The organism is Arthrobacter sp. UYEF21, from assembly GCF_040546085.1.
Taxonomy (GTDB): domain Bacteria; phylum Actinomycetota; class Actinomycetes; order Actinomycetales; family Micrococcaceae; genus Arthrobacter.
The window spans coordinates 51527-67571 of the sequence record NZ_JBEPNF010000019.1 but is presented as its reverse complement, the minus strand read 5'-3'; the positions used below and the strand labels follow the sequence as shown (position 1 = coordinate 67571).

General features: G+C 63.9%; 20 protein-coding genes, 3 tRNA genes and 1 pseudogene. 6 read left to right on the top strand and 18 right to left on the bottom strand.

The window, feature by feature from the left end:
* From ABIB27_RS17015 to ABIB27_RS16965, 11 genes are all read right to left on the bottom strand, one after another.
* Nucleotides 1–491, bottom strand: a 491-nt coding sequence (locus tag ABIB27_RS17015; protein ID WP_502909259.1) for a transposase, incomplete at its 3' end; no start/stop codon positions are given.
* Nucleotides 492–985: 494 nt separating this feature from the next.
* Complete coding sequence (locus ABIB27_RS17010; protein WP_354254361.1) at nucleotides 986–1597, bottom strand: hypothetical protein; 612 nt, start codon at nucleotides 1595–1597, stop codon at nucleotides 986–988.
* Nucleotides 1594–2241, bottom strand: a complete 648-nt coding sequence (locus tag ABIB27_RS17005) for a hypothetical protein (protein WP_502909257.1) — start codon at nucleotides 2239–2241, stop codon at nucleotides 1594–1596. Before ABIB27_RS17005 ends, ABIB27_RS17010 begins: the two co-directional genes overlap by 4 nt.
* Nucleotides 2238–2618: a hypothetical protein gene (locus ABIB27_RS17000; RefSeq protein ID WP_354216755.1), complete on the bottom strand. Its 381-nt coding sequence runs from the start codon at nucleotides 2616–2618 to the stop codon at nucleotides 2238–2240. Before ABIB27_RS17000 ends, ABIB27_RS17005 begins: the two co-directional genes overlap by 4 nt.
* Entirely contained in the window at nucleotides 2615–2806 is a 192-nt protein-coding gene (locus ABIB27_RS16995; RefSeq protein WP_190989538.1) for a hypothetical protein, read from the bottom strand. Before ABIB27_RS16995 ends, ABIB27_RS17000 begins: the two co-directional genes overlap by 4 nt.
* A complete protein-coding gene (locus tag ABIB27_RS16990) occupies nucleotides 2803–3279 on the bottom strand; it encodes an Asp23/Gls24 family envelope stress response protein (protein ID WP_354216754.1) in 477 nt (158 codons plus the stop codon). Before ABIB27_RS16990 ends, ABIB27_RS16995 begins: the two co-directional genes overlap by 4 nt.
* Nucleotides 3280–3938: 659 nt before the next feature.
* Nucleotides 3939–4073 (bottom strand): hypothetical protein, encoded by a 135-nt coding sequence (locus tag ABIB27_RS16985; RefSeq protein ID WP_354216753.1) that lies wholly within the window; start codon nucleotides 4071–4073, stop codon nucleotides 3939–3941.
* Between the two features lie 44 nt (nucleotides 4074–4117).
* Nucleotides 4118–4441, bottom strand: a complete 324-nt coding sequence (locus ABIB27_RS16980) for an NAD(P)H-binding protein (RefSeq protein ID WP_354254359.1) — start codon at nucleotides 4439–4441, stop codon at nucleotides 4118–4120.
* A 33-nt stretch (nucleotides 4442–4474) separates the two neighbouring features.
* On the bottom strand, nucleotides 4475–5497 hold the full coding sequence (locus tag ABIB27_RS16975) for an LLM class flavin-dependent oxidoreductase (protein WP_354254358.1): 1023 nt from the start codon (nucleotides 5495–5497) through the stop codon (nucleotides 4475–4477).
* A 333-nt stretch (nucleotides 5498–5830) separates the two neighbouring features.
* Nucleotides 5831–6634, bottom strand: a complete 804-nt coding sequence (locus ABIB27_RS16970; RefSeq protein WP_354254356.1) for a maleylpyruvate isomerase N-terminal domain-containing protein — start codon at nucleotides 6632–6634, stop codon at nucleotides 5831–5833.
* A 123-nt stretch (nucleotides 6635–6757) separates the two neighbouring features.
* Nucleotides 6758–7348 (bottom strand): TetR family transcriptional regulator, encoded by a 591-nt coding sequence (locus ABIB27_RS16965; protein ID WP_354254354.1) that lies wholly within the window; start codon nucleotides 7346–7348, stop codon nucleotides 6758–6760.
* 86 nt (nucleotides 7349–7434) lie between these two features.
* Here ABIB27_RS16965 and ABIB27_RS16960 point away from each other — a divergent pair, with 86 nt between their 5' ends.
* Nucleotides 7435–8043, top strand: coding sequence for an SDR family NAD(P)-dependent oxidoreductase (locus tag ABIB27_RS16960; RefSeq protein ID WP_354254368.1), 609 nt, complete (start codon nucleotides 7435–7437; stop codon nucleotides 8041–8043).
* Nucleotides 8044–8310: 267 nt separating this feature from the next.
* Here the strand turns inward: ABIB27_RS16960 and ABIB27_RS19505 are convergent.
* Nucleotides 8311–9021 (bottom strand): annotated as a pseudogene (locus tag ABIB27_RS19505) (YsnF/AvaK domain-containing protein).
* A gap of 178 nt (nucleotides 9022–9199) precedes the next feature.
* Complete coding sequence (locus ABIB27_RS16945) at nucleotides 9200–9511, bottom strand: hypothetical protein (protein WP_354254350.1); 312 nt, start codon at nucleotides 9509–9511, stop codon at nucleotides 9200–9202.
* Between the two features lie 275 nt (nucleotides 9512–9786).
* On the opposite strand from ABIB27_RS16945, the gene ABIB27_RS16940 reads away from it, so the two are divergent.
* Together ABIB27_RS16940 and ABIB27_RS16935 are read left to right on the top strand one after the other, a co-directional pair.
* Nucleotides 9787–9960 carry a hypothetical protein gene (locus ABIB27_RS16940; protein ID WP_354216746.1) on the top strand — a complete coding sequence of 58 codons (174 nt, stop codon included), beginning with the start codon at nucleotides 9787–9789 and terminating at the stop codon, nucleotides 9958–9960.
* 374 nt (nucleotides 9961–10334) lie between these two features.
* On the top strand, nucleotides 10335–10574 hold the full coding sequence (locus ABIB27_RS16935) for a LapA family protein (RefSeq protein WP_354216745.1): 240 nt from the start codon (nucleotides 10335–10337) through the stop codon (nucleotides 10572–10574).
* A 632-nt stretch (nucleotides 10575–11206) separates the two neighbouring features.
* Here ABIB27_RS16935 and ABIB27_RS16930 read toward each other — a convergent pair.
* The 4 genes from ABIB27_RS16930 to ABIB27_RS16915 all read right to left on the bottom strand — a co-directional run bounded on the left by ABIB27_RS16930 (nucleotide 11207) and on the right by ABIB27_RS16915 (nucleotide 12591).
* The gene (locus ABIB27_RS16930; RefSeq protein WP_354216744.1) at nucleotides 11207–11920 is read right to left on the bottom strand and encodes a hypothetical protein; all 714 of its coding nucleotides are present in this window, start codon (nucleotides 11918–11920) and stop codon (nucleotides 11207–11209) included.
* 309 nt (nucleotides 11921–12229) lie between these two features.
* Nucleotides 12230–12305, bottom strand: a tRNA-Phe gene (locus ABIB27_RS16925).
* A 48-nt stretch (nucleotides 12306–12353) separates the two neighbouring features.
* A tRNA-Asp gene (locus ABIB27_RS16920) sits at nucleotides 12354–12427 on the bottom strand.
* Between the two features lie 91 nt (nucleotides 12428–12518).
* Nucleotides 12519–12591 (bottom strand) — tRNA-Glu (locus ABIB27_RS16915).
* Nucleotides 12592–12758: 167 nt separating this feature from the next.
* On the opposite strand from ABIB27_RS16915, the gene ABIB27_RS16910 reads away from it, so the two are divergent.
* Nucleotides 12759–13778 carry a PHP domain-containing protein gene (locus ABIB27_RS16910; RefSeq protein WP_354254348.1) on the top strand — a complete coding sequence of 340 codons (1020 nt, stop codon included), beginning with the start codon at nucleotides 12759–12761 and terminating at the stop codon, nucleotides 13776–13778.
* 9 nt (nucleotides 13779–13787) lie between these two features.
* Here the strand turns inward: ABIB27_RS16910 and ABIB27_RS16905 are convergent, their stop codons facing one another.
* Nucleotides 13788–14483: a DsbA family protein gene (locus ABIB27_RS16905; RefSeq protein ID WP_354216742.1), complete on the bottom strand. Its 696-nt coding sequence runs from the start codon at nucleotides 14481–14483 to the stop codon at nucleotides 13788–13790.
* 129 nt (nucleotides 14484–14612) lie between these two features.
* On the opposite strand from ABIB27_RS16905, the gene ABIB27_RS16900 reads away from it, so the two are divergent.
* Nucleotides 14613–15572, top strand: a complete 960-nt coding sequence (locus ABIB27_RS16900; RefSeq protein ID WP_354254346.1) for a DMT family transporter — start codon at nucleotides 14613–14615, stop codon at nucleotides 15570–15572.
* 40 nt (nucleotides 15573–15612) lie between these two features.
* Complete coding sequence (locus tag ABIB27_RS16895) at nucleotides 15613–16041, top strand: metallopeptidase family protein (protein WP_354216740.1); 429 nt, start codon at nucleotides 15613–15615, stop codon at nucleotides 16039–16041.
* Nucleotides 16042–16045 lie beyond the last annotated feature (4 nt).

The window sequence follows — 16045 nt, the reverse complement described above, 5'->3', positions numbered from 1 at the left end:
TAGCTCATGGCCTTGTGCCGGGAGGCGTTGGCCCGGACCTTCGTCCCGTCCAGTGCCACATGGCCCAACGAGACCATGCCCGCGGCCCGGCAGAGTTCCAGTGCCTGGAGGAACACGTTGGCCAGGGCCGCGAGGTGGCGTTCGCGGAACCGGGCGATCGAGCGGAAGTCCGGGGCCTGCTGGGCGGCCAGCCAGCGGAACGCGACGACGTCCGTGCAGGCTTTTTCCAGTTCCCGCGAGGACCGCACCCCCACGCAGTACCCGTAGAGCAGGATCCGCAGCATCAGCCGCGGGTCATACGGGGGCTGGCCCTTGGCCTTGGCGTAGGAGGCATGGAACCGGGTCAGATCCAGTTCCCCGTCAACAAGCTCACCAATGAACCGTGCCAGATGGCCCTGGGGCAACCATTCCTCCAGCGACGGCGGGACCAGCATCACCGCATCGGGCTCGAACGCCTTGAAGCGTTTCCTGGCCCCGGCGTTGGCATCCATGGGCACATCGGAGGGCTGCTCGACCCGCTCCACCAGAGACTCGTCGAACAAACCATCCTGCGCGGAAGAACCGGTATCCATACCCCCGATTCTCCCAGCCACCCCCATCCGGACCCGGTCAATCCGCCGGCGTTTTAAGAATTAGGGCCTGTCATTTCTGACCCACGCACCTAGGGTCCGGAACGTTCCAACGGGCCGACCTTCATCAACCGGCCAACGGTGTACTGGCTTTCAACAACGGCAGCGTCTTGGTCCTCAGCAATATGGGTTCTTCGGCGGTGTCGGTCCCCGCCGAATTTACGGTGGCTCTCACGAGCGGGCCAGGGCCCAGCGAGGCTGTGGTCGAGATACCGCCGAACAGTGCGGCCTACCTGACTCCCAACCTCCGCGGCAGTGTCGTCAGCCGGCGTGTTCAACTTCGCCGAAACCAAAGGACGCCCGATCTCTAGGGGTCGCGGCGTCCTTTGGGCGAGACGGAAGTGCGGGCCTGCACGCTAGCGCACGCGTTCGGCGCGGCTGAACCGTGTCCGGGCCCCGGCGCCGATGTGGATCAGGACAGGCGTCCGTTTCCCCACCACCGCGTCGAGGCCCGTCACCAGGGCCGCGACTTCTGCCGCCAGAAGGTGCGGCGCCACGCCTTGGCGAGGCTGGAGCCTGATTTTTAGGGCGGGGCTGCCCTGAACGTCATAAGTTGCCACCGTGGCCCCGGCCAGATCCGGCCGTTCGGCCAACGCATGCTTCAAGGCCTGCTCGGCGACGCCGCCGCTGATCCGCACGTCTCCGGGCACGGTACCCGGATCGAATTCGGCCACCAAGAGGTTGCTCCGGCCTTTGCCCTGCTGGGCGATCCAGGCGACCATGAGCCCGATGAGCACCACCAGTGCAAGCGCCGCCACAATCCACAACCAGCTTTCGGGGCGGCCGGGAAAGCGGGTGCCGTTAAAGGCCTGGTTCATACCAGCCCAGGCGGCCCCCGACCACCCGTGCCACCAGGTTGCGACAGCGGGAACCGTGGCCAAGAGAACCAGAAGGATGCCCCCAGCGAGCAGCTTGAATCCAAGGAGCCCGATCAGGATCCGGTTTAGGAGCGACGGTGTGCTGGTCACGCGCCAATCACCCCGGCAGCGGATATGTTCACGCGGACTTCCGGCAACGGGTCCAGCGACATCTCATGGAGCTCGTCCTGGACGGCGGCCAGCACCGCGTTTTCGGTCAAAGGAACACCCGAGGTAGGACGGACATTAACGATGACTTGGCGCTGGGACACCACCACCATGACCTGTTCCGGAGTGACGTTGGCGGCAAGCCGGGCACTGCGAGCCAGGGCCGACGCGATGACCTCGTCATCCACCACCACAACCGTCGAAGAACCGCCACCGTTGAGCACGTGCCGTGCGCGCCGGCCGGGCAGCACGGCGTTAAGCACGAAGACCAGGCCAACCATCGCAATCACAGCACCACCGGCACCCAGCAACAGGGGCGGCAGGCCAGCCGGAAGGGCAACGATTCGCTCCGCCGCCAGCTGGGGTTCGATCAGCCAAGCCGGTTGCCCGATGGCGTGCACGGCCGATTCGAGAAGCCCATAACCAGCAAGTAACATCACCAGGACGGCCGCCACAACCGCCACAGCGGCACGCGATGAATGCGTCTCCCGGTACACCACCCGGCGCATGTCCGGCTGACGCCCGGTGGGCGCCGGGCCTGTTTCCGTCGGGCCTGCGTGGTCCTCATCAACTAACTTGTGGTTCATTGGACTCTGCCTCCCTCGCTTGGCTTGACTCCGCTGATCCGGATGTCCACTCTGCTCAGGCGCGCGCCGCTCAGGGCTGTGACGGTGGACAGGATCCTGCGTTTGGCCTCCACTGTCCTGTCCCAGATGGATCCGCCGAAGGCAGCGACCCTGCCGGGGTCCCTGAGCACGACTGCCAGTGGCGGAATCCTGATCGGTGAGACGAGGGCCAAAGCGAGCAGGCCGTCGTCGTCCGACCAGTCCGCGCGGACATCATGGGCCTCCACTCCGAGGGCGTCGGCGGCCGCTGCCTTGGCAAGGCTGGTCAGGGCCTTGGTGCTGATGCGGTTGTGACCGTTCTGCACTTGTGCCGGAAGGAGGGGTGCGGCTGCGGTCACGATGAGGAGCGCCGGCCGATGATGGCGTCCAGGACGCCGCGCAAGTCCAGTTTCCCTTCTGCAGCGCGGCCCAGCAGGGCACCGATGGCCATAAAGAGGAGCGAAATCAGGAAGCCCCACAGCCCGAATTGGAAGGACATGAAGGCCACGAACGCACCCACGGCAATGCCCACAACAGTCAGGTTCACAGCAGCGCCTCTCTCTCGGTGCCCGCGGGAGGAGCCGATTTCGGGGGCGGCGCCACGAAGACATCGGTTATTTCGACATTCACTTCGATGACCTGCAGGCCCACGAGTTCCTCGACGGCGCGGTAAACGGATGACCTGACCTGGTCAGCGAGGGAATGTAGTGGTGTGCCATAGGAGGCCACGAGGCTGATGTCCACGGCCACCTGGGTTTCGCCCACCTCGGCACGGACACCGGCAGCATGGTCCGAGCTGCCCACCGCATCCCGGATGGCCCCCAGCGCGCGGGACGGAACGGAGCCCAGGGAATAGACGCCGGGCACCGCGCGGGCAGCAATCCCGGCGACCTTTGCCACGGCAGTTTCAGCGATTACGGTGCGGCCGTGCCCGGGCACGCGCATGTGGCTGGCAGCAAGCTGGCTCGTACCAAGCTGGCGCTCGACCCCCGCCTCGGGTTGTGGGTTCTGGTATTCCATCAGACACTTCCCCTTCTGTTGTTCCCAACCCTATCCCCTGGCCGTGGGAACGTGCTGGAATCCCCGCGCATGTCAGGCCGGGGGCACCAGACAGCCGAGCCCGCCCAGCGATTCCCATGCTGACAAGGCGACTTGATTGCACCACCAGAGGTTCACCGGAGGCGCTATCCGAGGTTATGTCATTGTCTCAACGAATCAACTGCAGTCTTGAAAGAGTGGCCATCCCTCGCTGCCCGTTTTTCCAGACAAGCCGGCTCCGCCTTCGGCGGCGAGTTGACGCCCATAAGTCCGGAAAACACCTGAAAGGCACCCGGCAACAAGGCTGCAGTGGCTGCCCGTGGATTTTCACCGGCCCTTCCCCCACAGCCCCCTCTACTACCCATCCGTAGCGTAGCGACGCGTTTGGGAGCAGTAGCATATTCCATACACCGCTCAGCTCGATGGACATCAACCGTCCGAGCGGCTCATTCACCGGCAGCTCCCGGGGCAGTCTGCCGGCATCTTGGCGAGCGGGTGGATCAGCGGTCGCCGACGGTAAAGCGCTGGTTGCGGTGCGCGGGCTGCTCGATCTCGTCCAGGATGGCTACGGCCATGGTGCCCGAGGTGGTGTGCGAGCTGCCATCTTCGGAGACGAGGAGTTCATCCTTGCCCAGGACTACCTAGCGGGCCTCGCCGGGCGCGAAAACTGCTGACGGGGAGAGCCCGACCCGGTCGACGTCGTCCACGGCACGCAGGTATTCGAGTTCCTTGAGCTGGTTCTCCGGGATAGAGATCCAGGCCTCCGCGCCGGGCATATTGCGGATGTCCTCTACGAAGAGATGGTGATCGTCGCTGATGGTCAGGCTGCCGGCTCCGAGGATGAAGACCAGCCGGGGGAGGACCTGCCGCGGAAGCCTTCCACCAGGTGGCGGGCAAGGTCGACGTGCTGGGGCGCGTGGTCGGGTGCCGTACCGAAGGCATTGACGACAGCATCGAATCCTGTCAGGTCCTCGACGCTCAAGTCGAAGGCGTCCCGGAGCAGGACGGGGATGTCCGGGCCGAGCACTTCGGTGGCCCTGGCATGGTCGCGGACAATCGCGATGGCTTCGTGGCCGCGCGAGAAGGCCTCTGTGACGACGGCGTGCCCTGCCTTGCCGGCTGCTCCGATAACTTCGATCTTCATGTTGTGCCTTTCGGTGGGGAATGCCACCAGGGGTCAGCGCCAGCCGAGCTGCGGCGCCACGTGTTTGAGGATCGATTCGATGACGTGGGCGTTGTAGTCGACACCGAGCTGGTTCGGGACCGTGAGCAGCAGGGTGTCTGCCGCGGCGATCGCCTCGTCGTCGGCCAGCGTCGCGGCCAGCTCCTCAGGGGCGCCCGCGTAGGACCGACCAAAGACCACGCGCGTTTTCTCGTCGATATTGCCCACCTGGTCGGAGCTGTGGCGGTCGCGGCCGAAGTATTGCCAGTCGCGCTCGTCCGTCAGTGGGAAGATGCTGCGGCTGACCGAGACGCGCGGCTCACGTTCGTGCCCGGCCTCCTTCCAGGCTTGCCGGTACAGGTCGATTTGCTCCGCCTGCTGGACGTGGAAGGGCTTGCCGCTCTCGTCGTCCTTCAGCGTGGAGCTCTGCAGGTTCATGCCGAGCTTCGCCGCCCAGATGGCCGTAGCGTTCGAGCCGGAACCCCACCAGATGCGCTCGCGCAGGCCCTCCGAGTGCGGCTCAACGCGTAGCAGGCCCGGAGGGTTCGGGAACATCGGGCGCGGGCTGGGCGCCGCGAAGCCCTCGCCGGTGAGCACTTCGAGCAGACGCTCGGTATGTCTGCGGCCCATGTCGGCGTCCGACTCGCCCTCGGCGGGGGCGAAGCCGAAGTGGCGCCACCCGTCGCTGACCTGCTCGGGCGAACCCCTGCTGATGCCCAGCTGCAGTCGGCCGCCCGAGATCAGGTCGGCCGCGCCGGCGTCCTCCGCCATGTAGAGCGGATTCTCGTAGCGCATGTCGATCACGCCGGTACCGATCTCTATGCGGCTGGTCCGTGCCCCGATCGCAGCGAGCAGCGGGAACGGGGCGGCATACTGTTGCGCGAAGTGGTGGACGCGGAAGTAGGCGCCGTCCGCCCCCAGCTCCTCGGCCGCGACCGCGAGGTCTATCGCCTGCAACAGCGCGTCCGACGCGTTACGCGTGCCGGACTCTGGGTGGTCGGTCCAATGGCCGAAGGACAGGAATCCGATGCGCTTCACTCCAGAAGCCAACATGGTGGCGGCGGTTCCTATTCCCCGCGGGGCCTCGGGCTCACACCCCTCCCGCAGCACGGCGGGCATCTGCAGTTCCCAAGTCAGCGTCGCGCCCAAGTCGGAGGAATCCAGACTCGTCCTGTGGAACTGTGAACTAGCGCCAACAAGTTAACAGGCAGGGTGCAACTGGTAGCACAATATGGCGGTTATTTCACCGTTCAAGATGGCGGCTTTCGACCCTTCTCACTGACGCGGCCAAGTGCTTCCTGCGTGGGTGAGACTTTGGGCTTCTTCCCGCAAAGCCGGCCCTCTCTTATCGGCTTTCATGCCCCCGGCCCGTTATATGACGTTGACTGCGTTGAGGTAGCGCGAAGCCATTTCGTGGTCGCCGTCGATCTGGAGTGGGGAGTCGTGCCATGACGATCGGCGGGTACCCCAGTCGGGGAACGTGATGGCGGGGGCGGTAATGTGTGCGGCGGTCGGGCGCTGGGCGGAGCTGGCCAGGCCGGTCTCGTCGACCCGCCAGCTGCCACCGCCTGGGCCGGTCAGGGTAAGGGTGAGGCCGGCTTCGATGCCGGTGGAGGGTGCGGCCTTGGTTTGGTTACTGAGCACGGCAGTCATCCAGGTCAGGACTGCGCGCATCCTGTCGGCGTCGGTTTCGGGTGCGCTCACGCCGAGAGCGGGGGCGATGTCATGGCGGAGGTGGGTGTGGAGGTCGAATGCGAGGGCTCCTCCAATGAGGAGCCCTAGTGGATAAGTGCCGAGTTCATTGAGCCGGGTGGGGAGTGAGCGAAGCGGTGTGTGCCTGACGAAGGCGAGCATGTTCGCCACTGATCGGGTGGATTTTTCGAATTCGTCCATGACCTGTTCCCGGTCCCACCCCCGGCGGACCCTTACGGGGCCTTCGTTGGCTTTTTCCAAGCTTGGTTGGCGGGCGGCTCGTATTCCTGCGGGGATATAGAAGTTGTGGGCGGTAGATCCGATGTGTCCTACGATGTCCGCCACGGTCCAGCCGGTAGCGCGGCTGGGACTGGTCCACTGCTGGGTGGTGAGGTCATTCGCGAAGTCGAGCATGAGCGCACTTTCTGCCCGCAGTGTGGTGAGAAGGTTCTTCAGATCGGGGCTGGGAAGTTGAGGGGGCATGCGTTGTCACCTTTCGTCAGGGTGGGATGCGTAGAGGACCCCGGCCTGCGTTCGCGCGAGCGGCCGTCGCGTCCAGTGTCGCGCCGCGTGGGAAGCCAGCCGGAGCCGGGGCGGGATGGGAGGTTAGTTCGAGGAGCGGACGGCGGCGATGGCCGCGTCGTAGAGATCGAACAGTGCCGTGCTGCCGTTACGCCGCAACCATTCCTCGTTTGCCATTTGGAGGCAGGTGATGGCGACTGAAGCGATGACCCGCGCGTTGTACTCACGCGATGCGGACTCTGCCAGGCGTGGTTCTATCAGCGGTGCCAGAAGGTCAGTCCAACGGGCCTGTTTCTCGGCATGACCGGCACGCAGGGAATCATTGTCGAAGAGCATGGTGACAATTTCCAACCGGTGTTCTGGCGTTGCCGCCATTTCGTCAAGAACGAGGAAAGCCTGACGGAGGGATGCCCAGGCGTCTTCCGTTGCGGGTCGCGCGGCCAAGCGAGCCGCGATGGCCTCTCCTTGCTCGTTGAGTCCGCTCAACGCAAGGTCTTCCTTCGTGCGGAAGTAGTTGAACAGGGTCCTTCGGGATACGCCTGCAGCTACAGCAACCTCGTCCACGGTGGTTTCGTCGAAACCTTTTTCCGAGAAGAGTTGCATCGCGGTTTGGGCCAGGAGTGAACGCATGACGGCGCGGGTTTGCGTACGGATGGACGACGGAGCGGAATTCATGCACTCATGGTACATCTGTGCAGTTAGACAAGTAAATTGCATTCAGTGCATATTTCTACATATAGTGCTTGCCTGACCAAAATTGACTGCGGCACCCAGACCATCATCGTGACGGGAGCCAGCTCCGGACTTGGGGCCGAATTCGCCCTCCAGCTTGCACGGCGCCGGGGGCAACCCTCGTCCTGGTAGCGCGGCGGGAGGACAGGCTTCAGCTGCTGGCCAGCGAACTGACCCGCGACCACGGCATCAGCGTGACCATCATCACCCGGGACCTTGGCGCCCCCGACGCAGGCAGGTCCCGGCGCGCCGAGCTTGAAAGCAGGGGAATTTTCGCCACCGGTCTGGTCAACAATGTCGGTTTCGGTACCCATAAATCCCTTCGGTCAGGAAGATCCGACCGCCTGCAGGAGCTTGTGGCACTGAACATCGGGGCGCTCGTGGACCTTAGCCACGCCTACTTTGATTCATTCAAAGCCAAGGAGCCGGCGGTCCTGATCAACGTTGCCAGCCTGCTTGGCTTCCTGCGGTCGCAGTGCTTGAGTGTTTACGGTGCCTCGAAGGCCTTCGTCCTGAGCTTCACCGAATCATTGTGGGAGGAGGCGCGGGTACCGGCCTGCGCGTCCTCGCCATCTCACCCGGTGCGATGGGAACCGAGTTCTTTGCTGCAGCGGGCAGTCAAGCGGCGGGCCAACTGACGCCGCCGGCAGCCTATGCGCCTCCATCTGGCTGCAGATGTGGATTGGCAGTGAAGACGAAAGTTGAAATTTGGCGCCGCTGCACGCTAGAAGTCACGGGCGGTGTTCGATCCGTGCGGCCGGACGGCTGGCCGCCACAGCGCCCCGCCCGCGCGCCGTCGCCCTGAGCTGCCCGCTTGGCAAGCTGAGGTCCGTCTCCCATTTGGAGACGGACCTCAGCTGTGGTGCTAGGTGGTGCTTACAGGCTGCTGGCTGGCAGGCGGGGAGCTAGCGGCTGGTGCGGTCGTTGGCGGTGCCGTCGTCGTCAACTTCGATTTCTTCTTTGCGTAATTCTTCGGTGACGTTTGTGCTGTTCGGTCACTGTGTCTTTTACCAGCCGGACGCGTTCGACGGGGACGGTTTCCTTTTCCACGGCGGGGCGTGCTGCGTGCAGAATGACTTCGTATTCTTCCTCGCTGATGGCCGGGCCGTCCATGGCGTCCCCGACGTTGCCCCCGGTGATGGGTTCACACTCCAGGCGTACCTCTTCGCGTTGCACCGGGACGGTGGTGGTCACGTTTTCGGTGACGACGTATTTGCGCAGGCGTGCCCGGCCGTGGCGCGGTCCGCTGTCCCGGTTTCCGTGCCGCGTTCAGTTTCCGTGCCGCGTTCGGTGCGGGTGTAGTCGGTGCCAGCGGAGAGGCCGTAGTAGGTGTACAGCTGTTCTTCCTCGTCAGGGTTCAGGTGCCCGTCGGGTGCGACGTTCGGGGCGTCTTGGTATAAGGGACGACGAGGTCGCTTCCTTCCTGGGTGGCAGAACCGATGGGGGCGAAGGATTCGTTACTTCCGAACAGTCCGGTCTTGACGGTGACCCAGGTGGGTTCTGAGGTGTGGTCATCGACATAGATCTGTCCGATGGAGCCGATTTTGTGGCCCGTCGGAACCAACGACGTTTCCGCCGGCGGTGGCCAGTGCAGAGAGGTTGTCAGTGGTAATCATGGTGTTCTCGTTTCTGATGCAGCATTGGTGAAATGGTGAAACGGTAGGGATCAGGCGAGGGGGTTCTTGGTCGCGTGCGCTCCGCCGTGGCTGTTGGAGCCCCGCCTCCTTGGCCTTGGCCGTCAGCTGGCCTGTGGCGGACGGGGAGGATCCGGCCTCGGCCTTGAACCGCGGCGCTTCAGCTTCTGCCTTGCTCAAGTAGCCTTCCCAGCGGCGAGACATCGGCCCAAATGAGTCCGCCTCCAACGCCTACGATGATGACGCCGACAATCGCGGCGAGGACTGCGATGAGGATCGGGTTGGTCACGGTGGTGGCGATGTCGACCTGGTTCAGGGCGGCGATGATGCCGATGCCGAGAATGAAGATGCTGGCGATGTTTCCCAGTGTCTTGCCGTAGGAGAGTCCGCCGAGGGAACCCTGGATAAGTGTCTTCACGCCTGCGGCGACCGAGGCGCTGATGATGACGATGATGATGTCACTGGCGTCCATGGACGAGCGGGCGAGGGCCTCTTGACCCCGCCGCGTGCAACGAGCCGGTCGAAGCCCACTTTTCGAGCAGCTTGTCAGGGCCTTGCGGCAAATGGCCGATTTCGTCAGGCAACTTGAAAGTAAGCATGCTTTCTATTAGTTTGGTTGTAGCTTCTTCGCCTGTCCCCCATCAGGCGGAGCGGTTGCCAGAGAGGCCCCGCATTACTGACTCGTGCTGCGGGGCTTTTCGCCGCCTCCAGACCCGCTCCCCTCAACTAATCCGGAGGCAGCCGCCGATGAGTGATGCTGCAACAATTTCGTTCGTACTGACTTACGTGGGAACGCTGGCAGTGGCTGCTCTGATGTTCATCGGTCAACTCACCGCCCTGGCTGTCCTTCTGGTTATGGCCGGGACCACCAGGCTCATCACCCTCCCCGTTCGCGCGCTGATCCGGCGTGCCGACAATTGATAGGCGCCTTATGACCTCGCAGCAACGCGGTCCTGATGAAACCGGCCTTCCGCTTTCCTGATGGCGCAGACCTAGCAGCTATCATGTTAATAAGCCTGCTTACTAGATTCCGTTGAACGTATTTATGATGTCTGTGGCGCCTGTCCTTTGAACGGACCGGCCGCCACCCCGACTTCCCGTACGGGAGTCCTAAAGGGAGAGCGTCCTACATGAGCCAGTATCAACAGCCAGAGCCCGCGGAGCCTAAGAGACCGGCCGCCACAAGACCGGGCACCGGTGCCACATTCCCAACCGCAGACACGCCTTCCCGGACCGATGGAACCAGAGCTGGGACAGCGACTTCGGGATCCGCGCCGAGAGCAACACGAACGGGGATGACGTGGGTTGCTGTGGCAACCTCATTGATCGTATTGGTGCTGCTCATCGTGCTCATCCTCCAGAACCAGGAGGCGGTGCAGGTAAAGTACTTCGGGCTGCAGGGAACCGTCGCATTGGGCGTGGCCCTTCTGATCGCAGCCGTCGCTGGCGGGCTACTCGTCGCCGCAGCCGGAGGTGCCCGGATTCTGCAGTTGCGCGCTGCCGAACGGCGCCGCAGACATACCCAAGGCCACTGATGTGGCCGCTGCGCTGAGCCGTTCAAATCCTGGCTCACACGACTGTGCGTCCGTTGAAGGCGCACGGTCCGGCGGTGGAGAATAAAAAGTCCGGTGCCTGCAGAGGGCGGAGTCAGTGCAGCGGCTGATCCCAGGCCATGCGGTCAAGCTTTTCCGGCTCGCTGACAGTGTGGCCGTCCGGGAACTCCACAGTTTCAGGGTTCGGACGTGCTTCGTCGAGGCTTGGCTTTCCATCTGTATGAGGGCCGGCTGCGCACTACCGGCGGCAGCACGCCGCGTGAACGGTCCATGGGTGGGTATGGCATCCTGAACTGGCCCCACCTGTAGGGCTTTTAGTCGCTTGAATTGGCCCCACCCTCGACCCGCCCGTAGCGTTCGCTTTGTCGTCCAAGACTTAGAGAACGGAACGGGTTTGAAAGAGAGATCGAGAGTGGAACAATTCGAGCGTATCCGCCGCGATGCGAGAGTTAAAGATATGTCTGTCCGAAAGCTGGCCCGGGTCCATGGTGTGTTGGAGGTGCCCAAGTTCGGCTGTAATACGGCGACCAGATGGCTCCTCCGTACAGGCCTTCTCAGCCCCCGCCAGGTTCGCCGTGCGGCAGATACTTAACCCTCTCCATCCCGGTGGGATGCTATTGGCCGAGCAGTGATACGGCGTGGGCAATGACGAGTGCAAGCAGCACGAAGCCGCCGAAGGCCTCCAGCCCCATCAGCGATTTTGCCCGCGCGGAAAGCGGCATCGTGTCCGTGGGGCTGAAGGCCATGGAGTTGGAGAGCGAAAAGTATACGTAGTCGATGAACGACGCCGTCCAGCCGCTCTTGACCGAAGACCTGGCGGCAACTTCCTTCACGGCGTCGTGGTCCTCATCCTGGGGGAAGCGAAAGTCTGCCCTGGGTAATTCATGGCGCGGGGTGTGCCGGCGGGCGACGGGGCCGCCCCGGTCCAGTTCCCAGTAGACCAAAGCGAAGGCGATGACGTTCGTTACCCATACCTGGAGGGCGGCGAGCAGAAGGGTGGGGCCGTTGCTGTTGTTCGAGCTTGTGAGGGCGATGACCAGCTGCACCAGGGCGGCCTCGTTCGCTACGACCAGCAGCAGCGCCTGGCCTAGAGAAAGGTACCTGGACCAGCGGGTTTCGCGGGTGAGGCGGCGGGGATTCAGGGCGATGAGCGGGATCAGGAGTCCCAGTCCGACGATGACAACCGCGTAGCGAACGCCCGGCAGAAAAGCCGTTGGCAGCGTCGCGTACAGGGCGAGCGCGACGAGCAGGCCAATGACGGCGGGCCAGCGGTGCTCCGCAGGGGCCTGCGGTTCGTCGTCGGCGTTCATAGTCAGGAGTGTAGCCACCGAACCTGTCCGTTTGACGACGGCTCACGGTATCGCCCATGTCGGGAGTGGGCCGGCTATGAACACTGATCTGAGCGTCGAGGCACCATCCGCAGGGATAACCGACCACCCTCAAGGCAAGACAGCGGTCGAGTGCAGTCACCTCGGGCCCCATCGCAGCGTCAAGACTCACTCGCATACCAAGGGAATACCAAGGACCGTCCCAGAACTCGGCTGATTGCGGGTGATCCAGGTGAAGCATCCGCTTCACGGGACAAAAAAGAAACCCCGCGGTTCCCATGCAAACGAGGGGAACTGCGGGGTTCTAGCTGGTGGCTCCGACCGGCGTCGATCCGGTGACCTTTCGATTTTCAGTCGAACGCTCTACCAACTGAGCTACAGAGCCTAGGTGACATGTCACCATGGCCGTCGAAATCTCTTCCGACAACCAGAGCGACCCTGACGGGACTTGAACCCGCGACCTCCGCCGTGACAGGGCGGCGCGCTAACCAACTGCGCTACAGGGCCTTGCTTTTCTTGCTTCGCAGTATCGCTACCGCTTTTTTTCAAGGCTTCAAGCTTACCAGACATTTTCAGCCTGCCTGACCAGTTCCTTGCGTACCCCCAACGGGATTCGAACCCGTGCCGCCGCCGTGAAAGGGCGGTGTCCTAGGCCGCTAGACGATGGGGGCCAGAACCCGTTCGGAACAAAAGAAAAGGCTTCGAGCCAAGGCTGTCAGTCTTTGCCGTTTCGTGTTTCTCCGAACTGGACTCTAAAACTATAGGGCCTGGGCGGGAATAATCCAAAATCGACCCGCAAGGCCGCAAAAAAGCCGCCGAAACAGGCGAAGATGGACAGATGGATGCCGTCGCTGCACTCAACGAGATCGCCTTTTGGCTGGAGCGCGGACGCGCTGCCACATTCAAAGTCCAGGCATTCCGGAAGGCAGCCGGGGTCATCGCCGGACTGGACCCCGCCGAGCTGGAAACCCGCGCCCGGGACGGCCGGCTCAAAAGCATGAAGGGAATCGGCGACAGGACCTACCAGGTGGTCCGCCAGGCGGTGGACGGCGAGGTACCTGACTACCTTGCGGACCTGCGCGAGCGCGGGCAGGAGCCACTGGCCGACGGCGGCGCAGGGCTTCACGGATCCCTCCGCGGCGACCTCCACAGCCACAGCGATTGGTCCGACGGCGGGTCCCCCATCCCCCTGATGGCTGATGCCGCGCGCCTCCTGGGCCGCGAATACCTGGCTTTGACGGACCACTCTCCCAACCTGACCATCGCCAACGGGCTCAGCGTGGAACGCCTCGCCGAACAACTCGACGTCGTGGCAGAGCTCAACGCCGGCAACACCAACGGTTTCCGGCTCCTGGCCGGCATCGAAGTGGACATCCTGGAATCCGGTGACCTGGACCAGTCGCCGGAGATGCTGGGCCGGCTGGACATTGTGGTGGCCAGCGTCCACTCCAAACTGCGCGCGGACGGGACCACCATGACACAGCGAATGCTCGCGGGCATCCGGGATCCGCACACCAACGTGTTTGGCCACTGCACGGGCCGACTGGTGGAAGGATCGAGGGGCACCCGGCCCCCGTCCGAGTTTGATGCCAAGGAAGTGTTTGCCGCCTGCGCGGAACACAACGTGGCTGTGGAGATCAACTCGCGGCCGGAGCGGCAGGACCCGCCGGACAACCTGATCCAACTGGCCCTGGACGCCGGGTGCCTGTTCTCCATCGACAGCGATGCCCACGCTCCCGGGCAACTGGACTTTCTCCAGTACGGCGCGGCCCGTGCGGCCCTGAACAACGTACCGGCCGAGCGCATCGTTACAACCTGGCCTCTGGACCGGCTTCTGGCGTGGGCCGGGAAAGCCTGACGCAGCGGGCTATTTCACGGCGTTTGTGAGCTTCTGCCGGAAATCCTGCCTGGTGGTCAGGGTCAGCTTCTCGCCGTTCAGGAAAAACGTCGGCGTGCTGGTCACGCCAAGGGCGGTGCCGTCCGAAATATCAGCGCGGATGCGGTCCTTCGTTTTGTCGTCCGCAACCGCCGCGTCGAACGCGGCGAGGTCCAGCCCAAGTTTTTCGGCGAAGCCCCGGAACAGCGCAGACTGAGATTCAGGCTTTCCATGCCACTGGTCCTGGGTTTCAAACATTTTTGCGGACATGGCGTCAAATTTTCCCTGCTGCGCGGCGGCTTCCACAGCGAGCGCGGCGGTGCCGGAGTTCGGGTGCGAGGACAGCGGGAAGTAGCGGTTGACAAAGGTGATCCTGTCGCCAAACTCCTGCCTCAGCTCCTCCACAAAAGGATGGATGGAGCGGCAGGCTTCGCATTCAAAGTCCAGAAACTCCACCAGCTGCGCCTTTTCAACCGCAGGTGTGGAGAGCCGGTGGCTGTCCGCCCGCACCAACTGTTCCGTAGGTGCCGCCGGGGCGGGCGCTGCCGCGGGTTTGTTCAATGTCAGCACCGCGTACCAGGCACCCCCGGCGGCCACGATGACTCCGAGCAGGATCCAAACGACCAGGCGGATCCGTTTAGCTGGGTCAGGGGCGGACCCTCGGGACGAAGTTGAAGCTGAGGCCATAAAACGTATCCTAACCGAGGCGTCGGTATCGACCGGCCATTCCGGGGCCACAGGATGGCAGGAAGTAGTTGATGAGACGTGACCGATTTCCGCCAGCCGCCGGCGCCGGGGCAGGGCTAGATTGGCAGCATGGCTTCATCTTCCCCCACCAACTCCGCACCATCGGCCGCGCTTCCCACACGCCCCGGTGGCATCAGCGCCCCGGGCATCGCAGCCGTACTGGTCACCGTGGTGCTCTGGGCGTCGGCGTTTGTTGGCATCCGGGCGATCGGACCAAGCTTCTCCCCCGGCTCCCTGGCGCTGGGCAGGTTGGCGGTTGCCGCCGTCGTGCTCGGCGCCCTGGTACTGCCACAACTGCGCAAAAGCAAAGTAGTGCCGCGCGGCCGTGAGTGGTGGCCCATCCTCGGATACGGCGTGATGTGGTTTGGCGGGTACAACGTGGCCCTCAATGCCGCGGAACACCTTCTGGACGCAGGCACCGCGGCCCTGCTGATCAACGTGAACCCGATCCTCGTGGCCGTCATGGCGGGCTTCATCCTCAAGGAAGGTTTCCCGAGCTGGCTCATTATCGGGAGCCTGGTGGCTTTTGGCGGGGTGGCGCTGATCGCGCTCGGCTCCACTCCGGCGGCCGGTGAACGTTCGACGGCGGATGTTGCGGGGGTGCTGCTTTGCCTCCTTGCCGCCGTGCTCGCCGCTGTCAGCGTGATCATCCAGAAACCGGTGCTGCGGAAGATCCCTGCCGGCCAGGCCACGTGGTTCGGCATCGTGGTGGGCGCGGTCTGCTGCCTGCCTTTCACCGGCCAGCTGGTGTCCGAACTGCAGGCAGCCCCGATGTCCGCAACACTGGGACTGGTGTACCTCGGGGTCTTCCCCACGGCCATCGCCTTCACCACCTGGGCTTACGCGTTGTCGCTGATCGACGCCGGGAAGCTGGCGGCGACCACATATCTGGTCCCCGGCACCACCATCCTGATCTCTTGGTTACTCCTCAGCGAAGTCCCCTCCGTCTGGGGCCTGGTGGGCGGCGTGGTCTGCCTGGTGGGCGTTGGCCTGACCCGGCGCAGGTCGCGGGCCGTCATCCGTTCCTGACCGCGGCCGGTGGTGTTGGTTTCGCGCTACAGTCGTGGACATGCCCGCCAATCTGCCGCCCGGACTGCCCATCATCCCGGACGGCCCGCACGAGCCGCTTCCCTTCGAGATGTCCGCTGACGACTTCGAAGCCGCTGTCGCCGACGCACTGGGCCTGATCCCGCCGAAACTTGCGGCCGCCATGGACAACGTGGCGGTGTTCATCGAGGACGACTACGTCCCGCAGCCAGGCGAAGACCCGGACACCGTCCTGCTGGGCCTCTACGAGGGCGTCCCGCTGACCGAGCGCGATTCCTGGTGGGGCGCCGGCTCGCTGCCGGACCGGATCACCATCTTCCGCCAGCCCATCCTGGACATCTGTGCGTCCCGCGACGAGGTGATCCAGGAGGTGGCCGTGACGGTGGTGCACGAAGTCGCCCACCACTTCGGCATCGATGACCACCGGCTGCACGAACTCGGCTGGGACTAGCCTT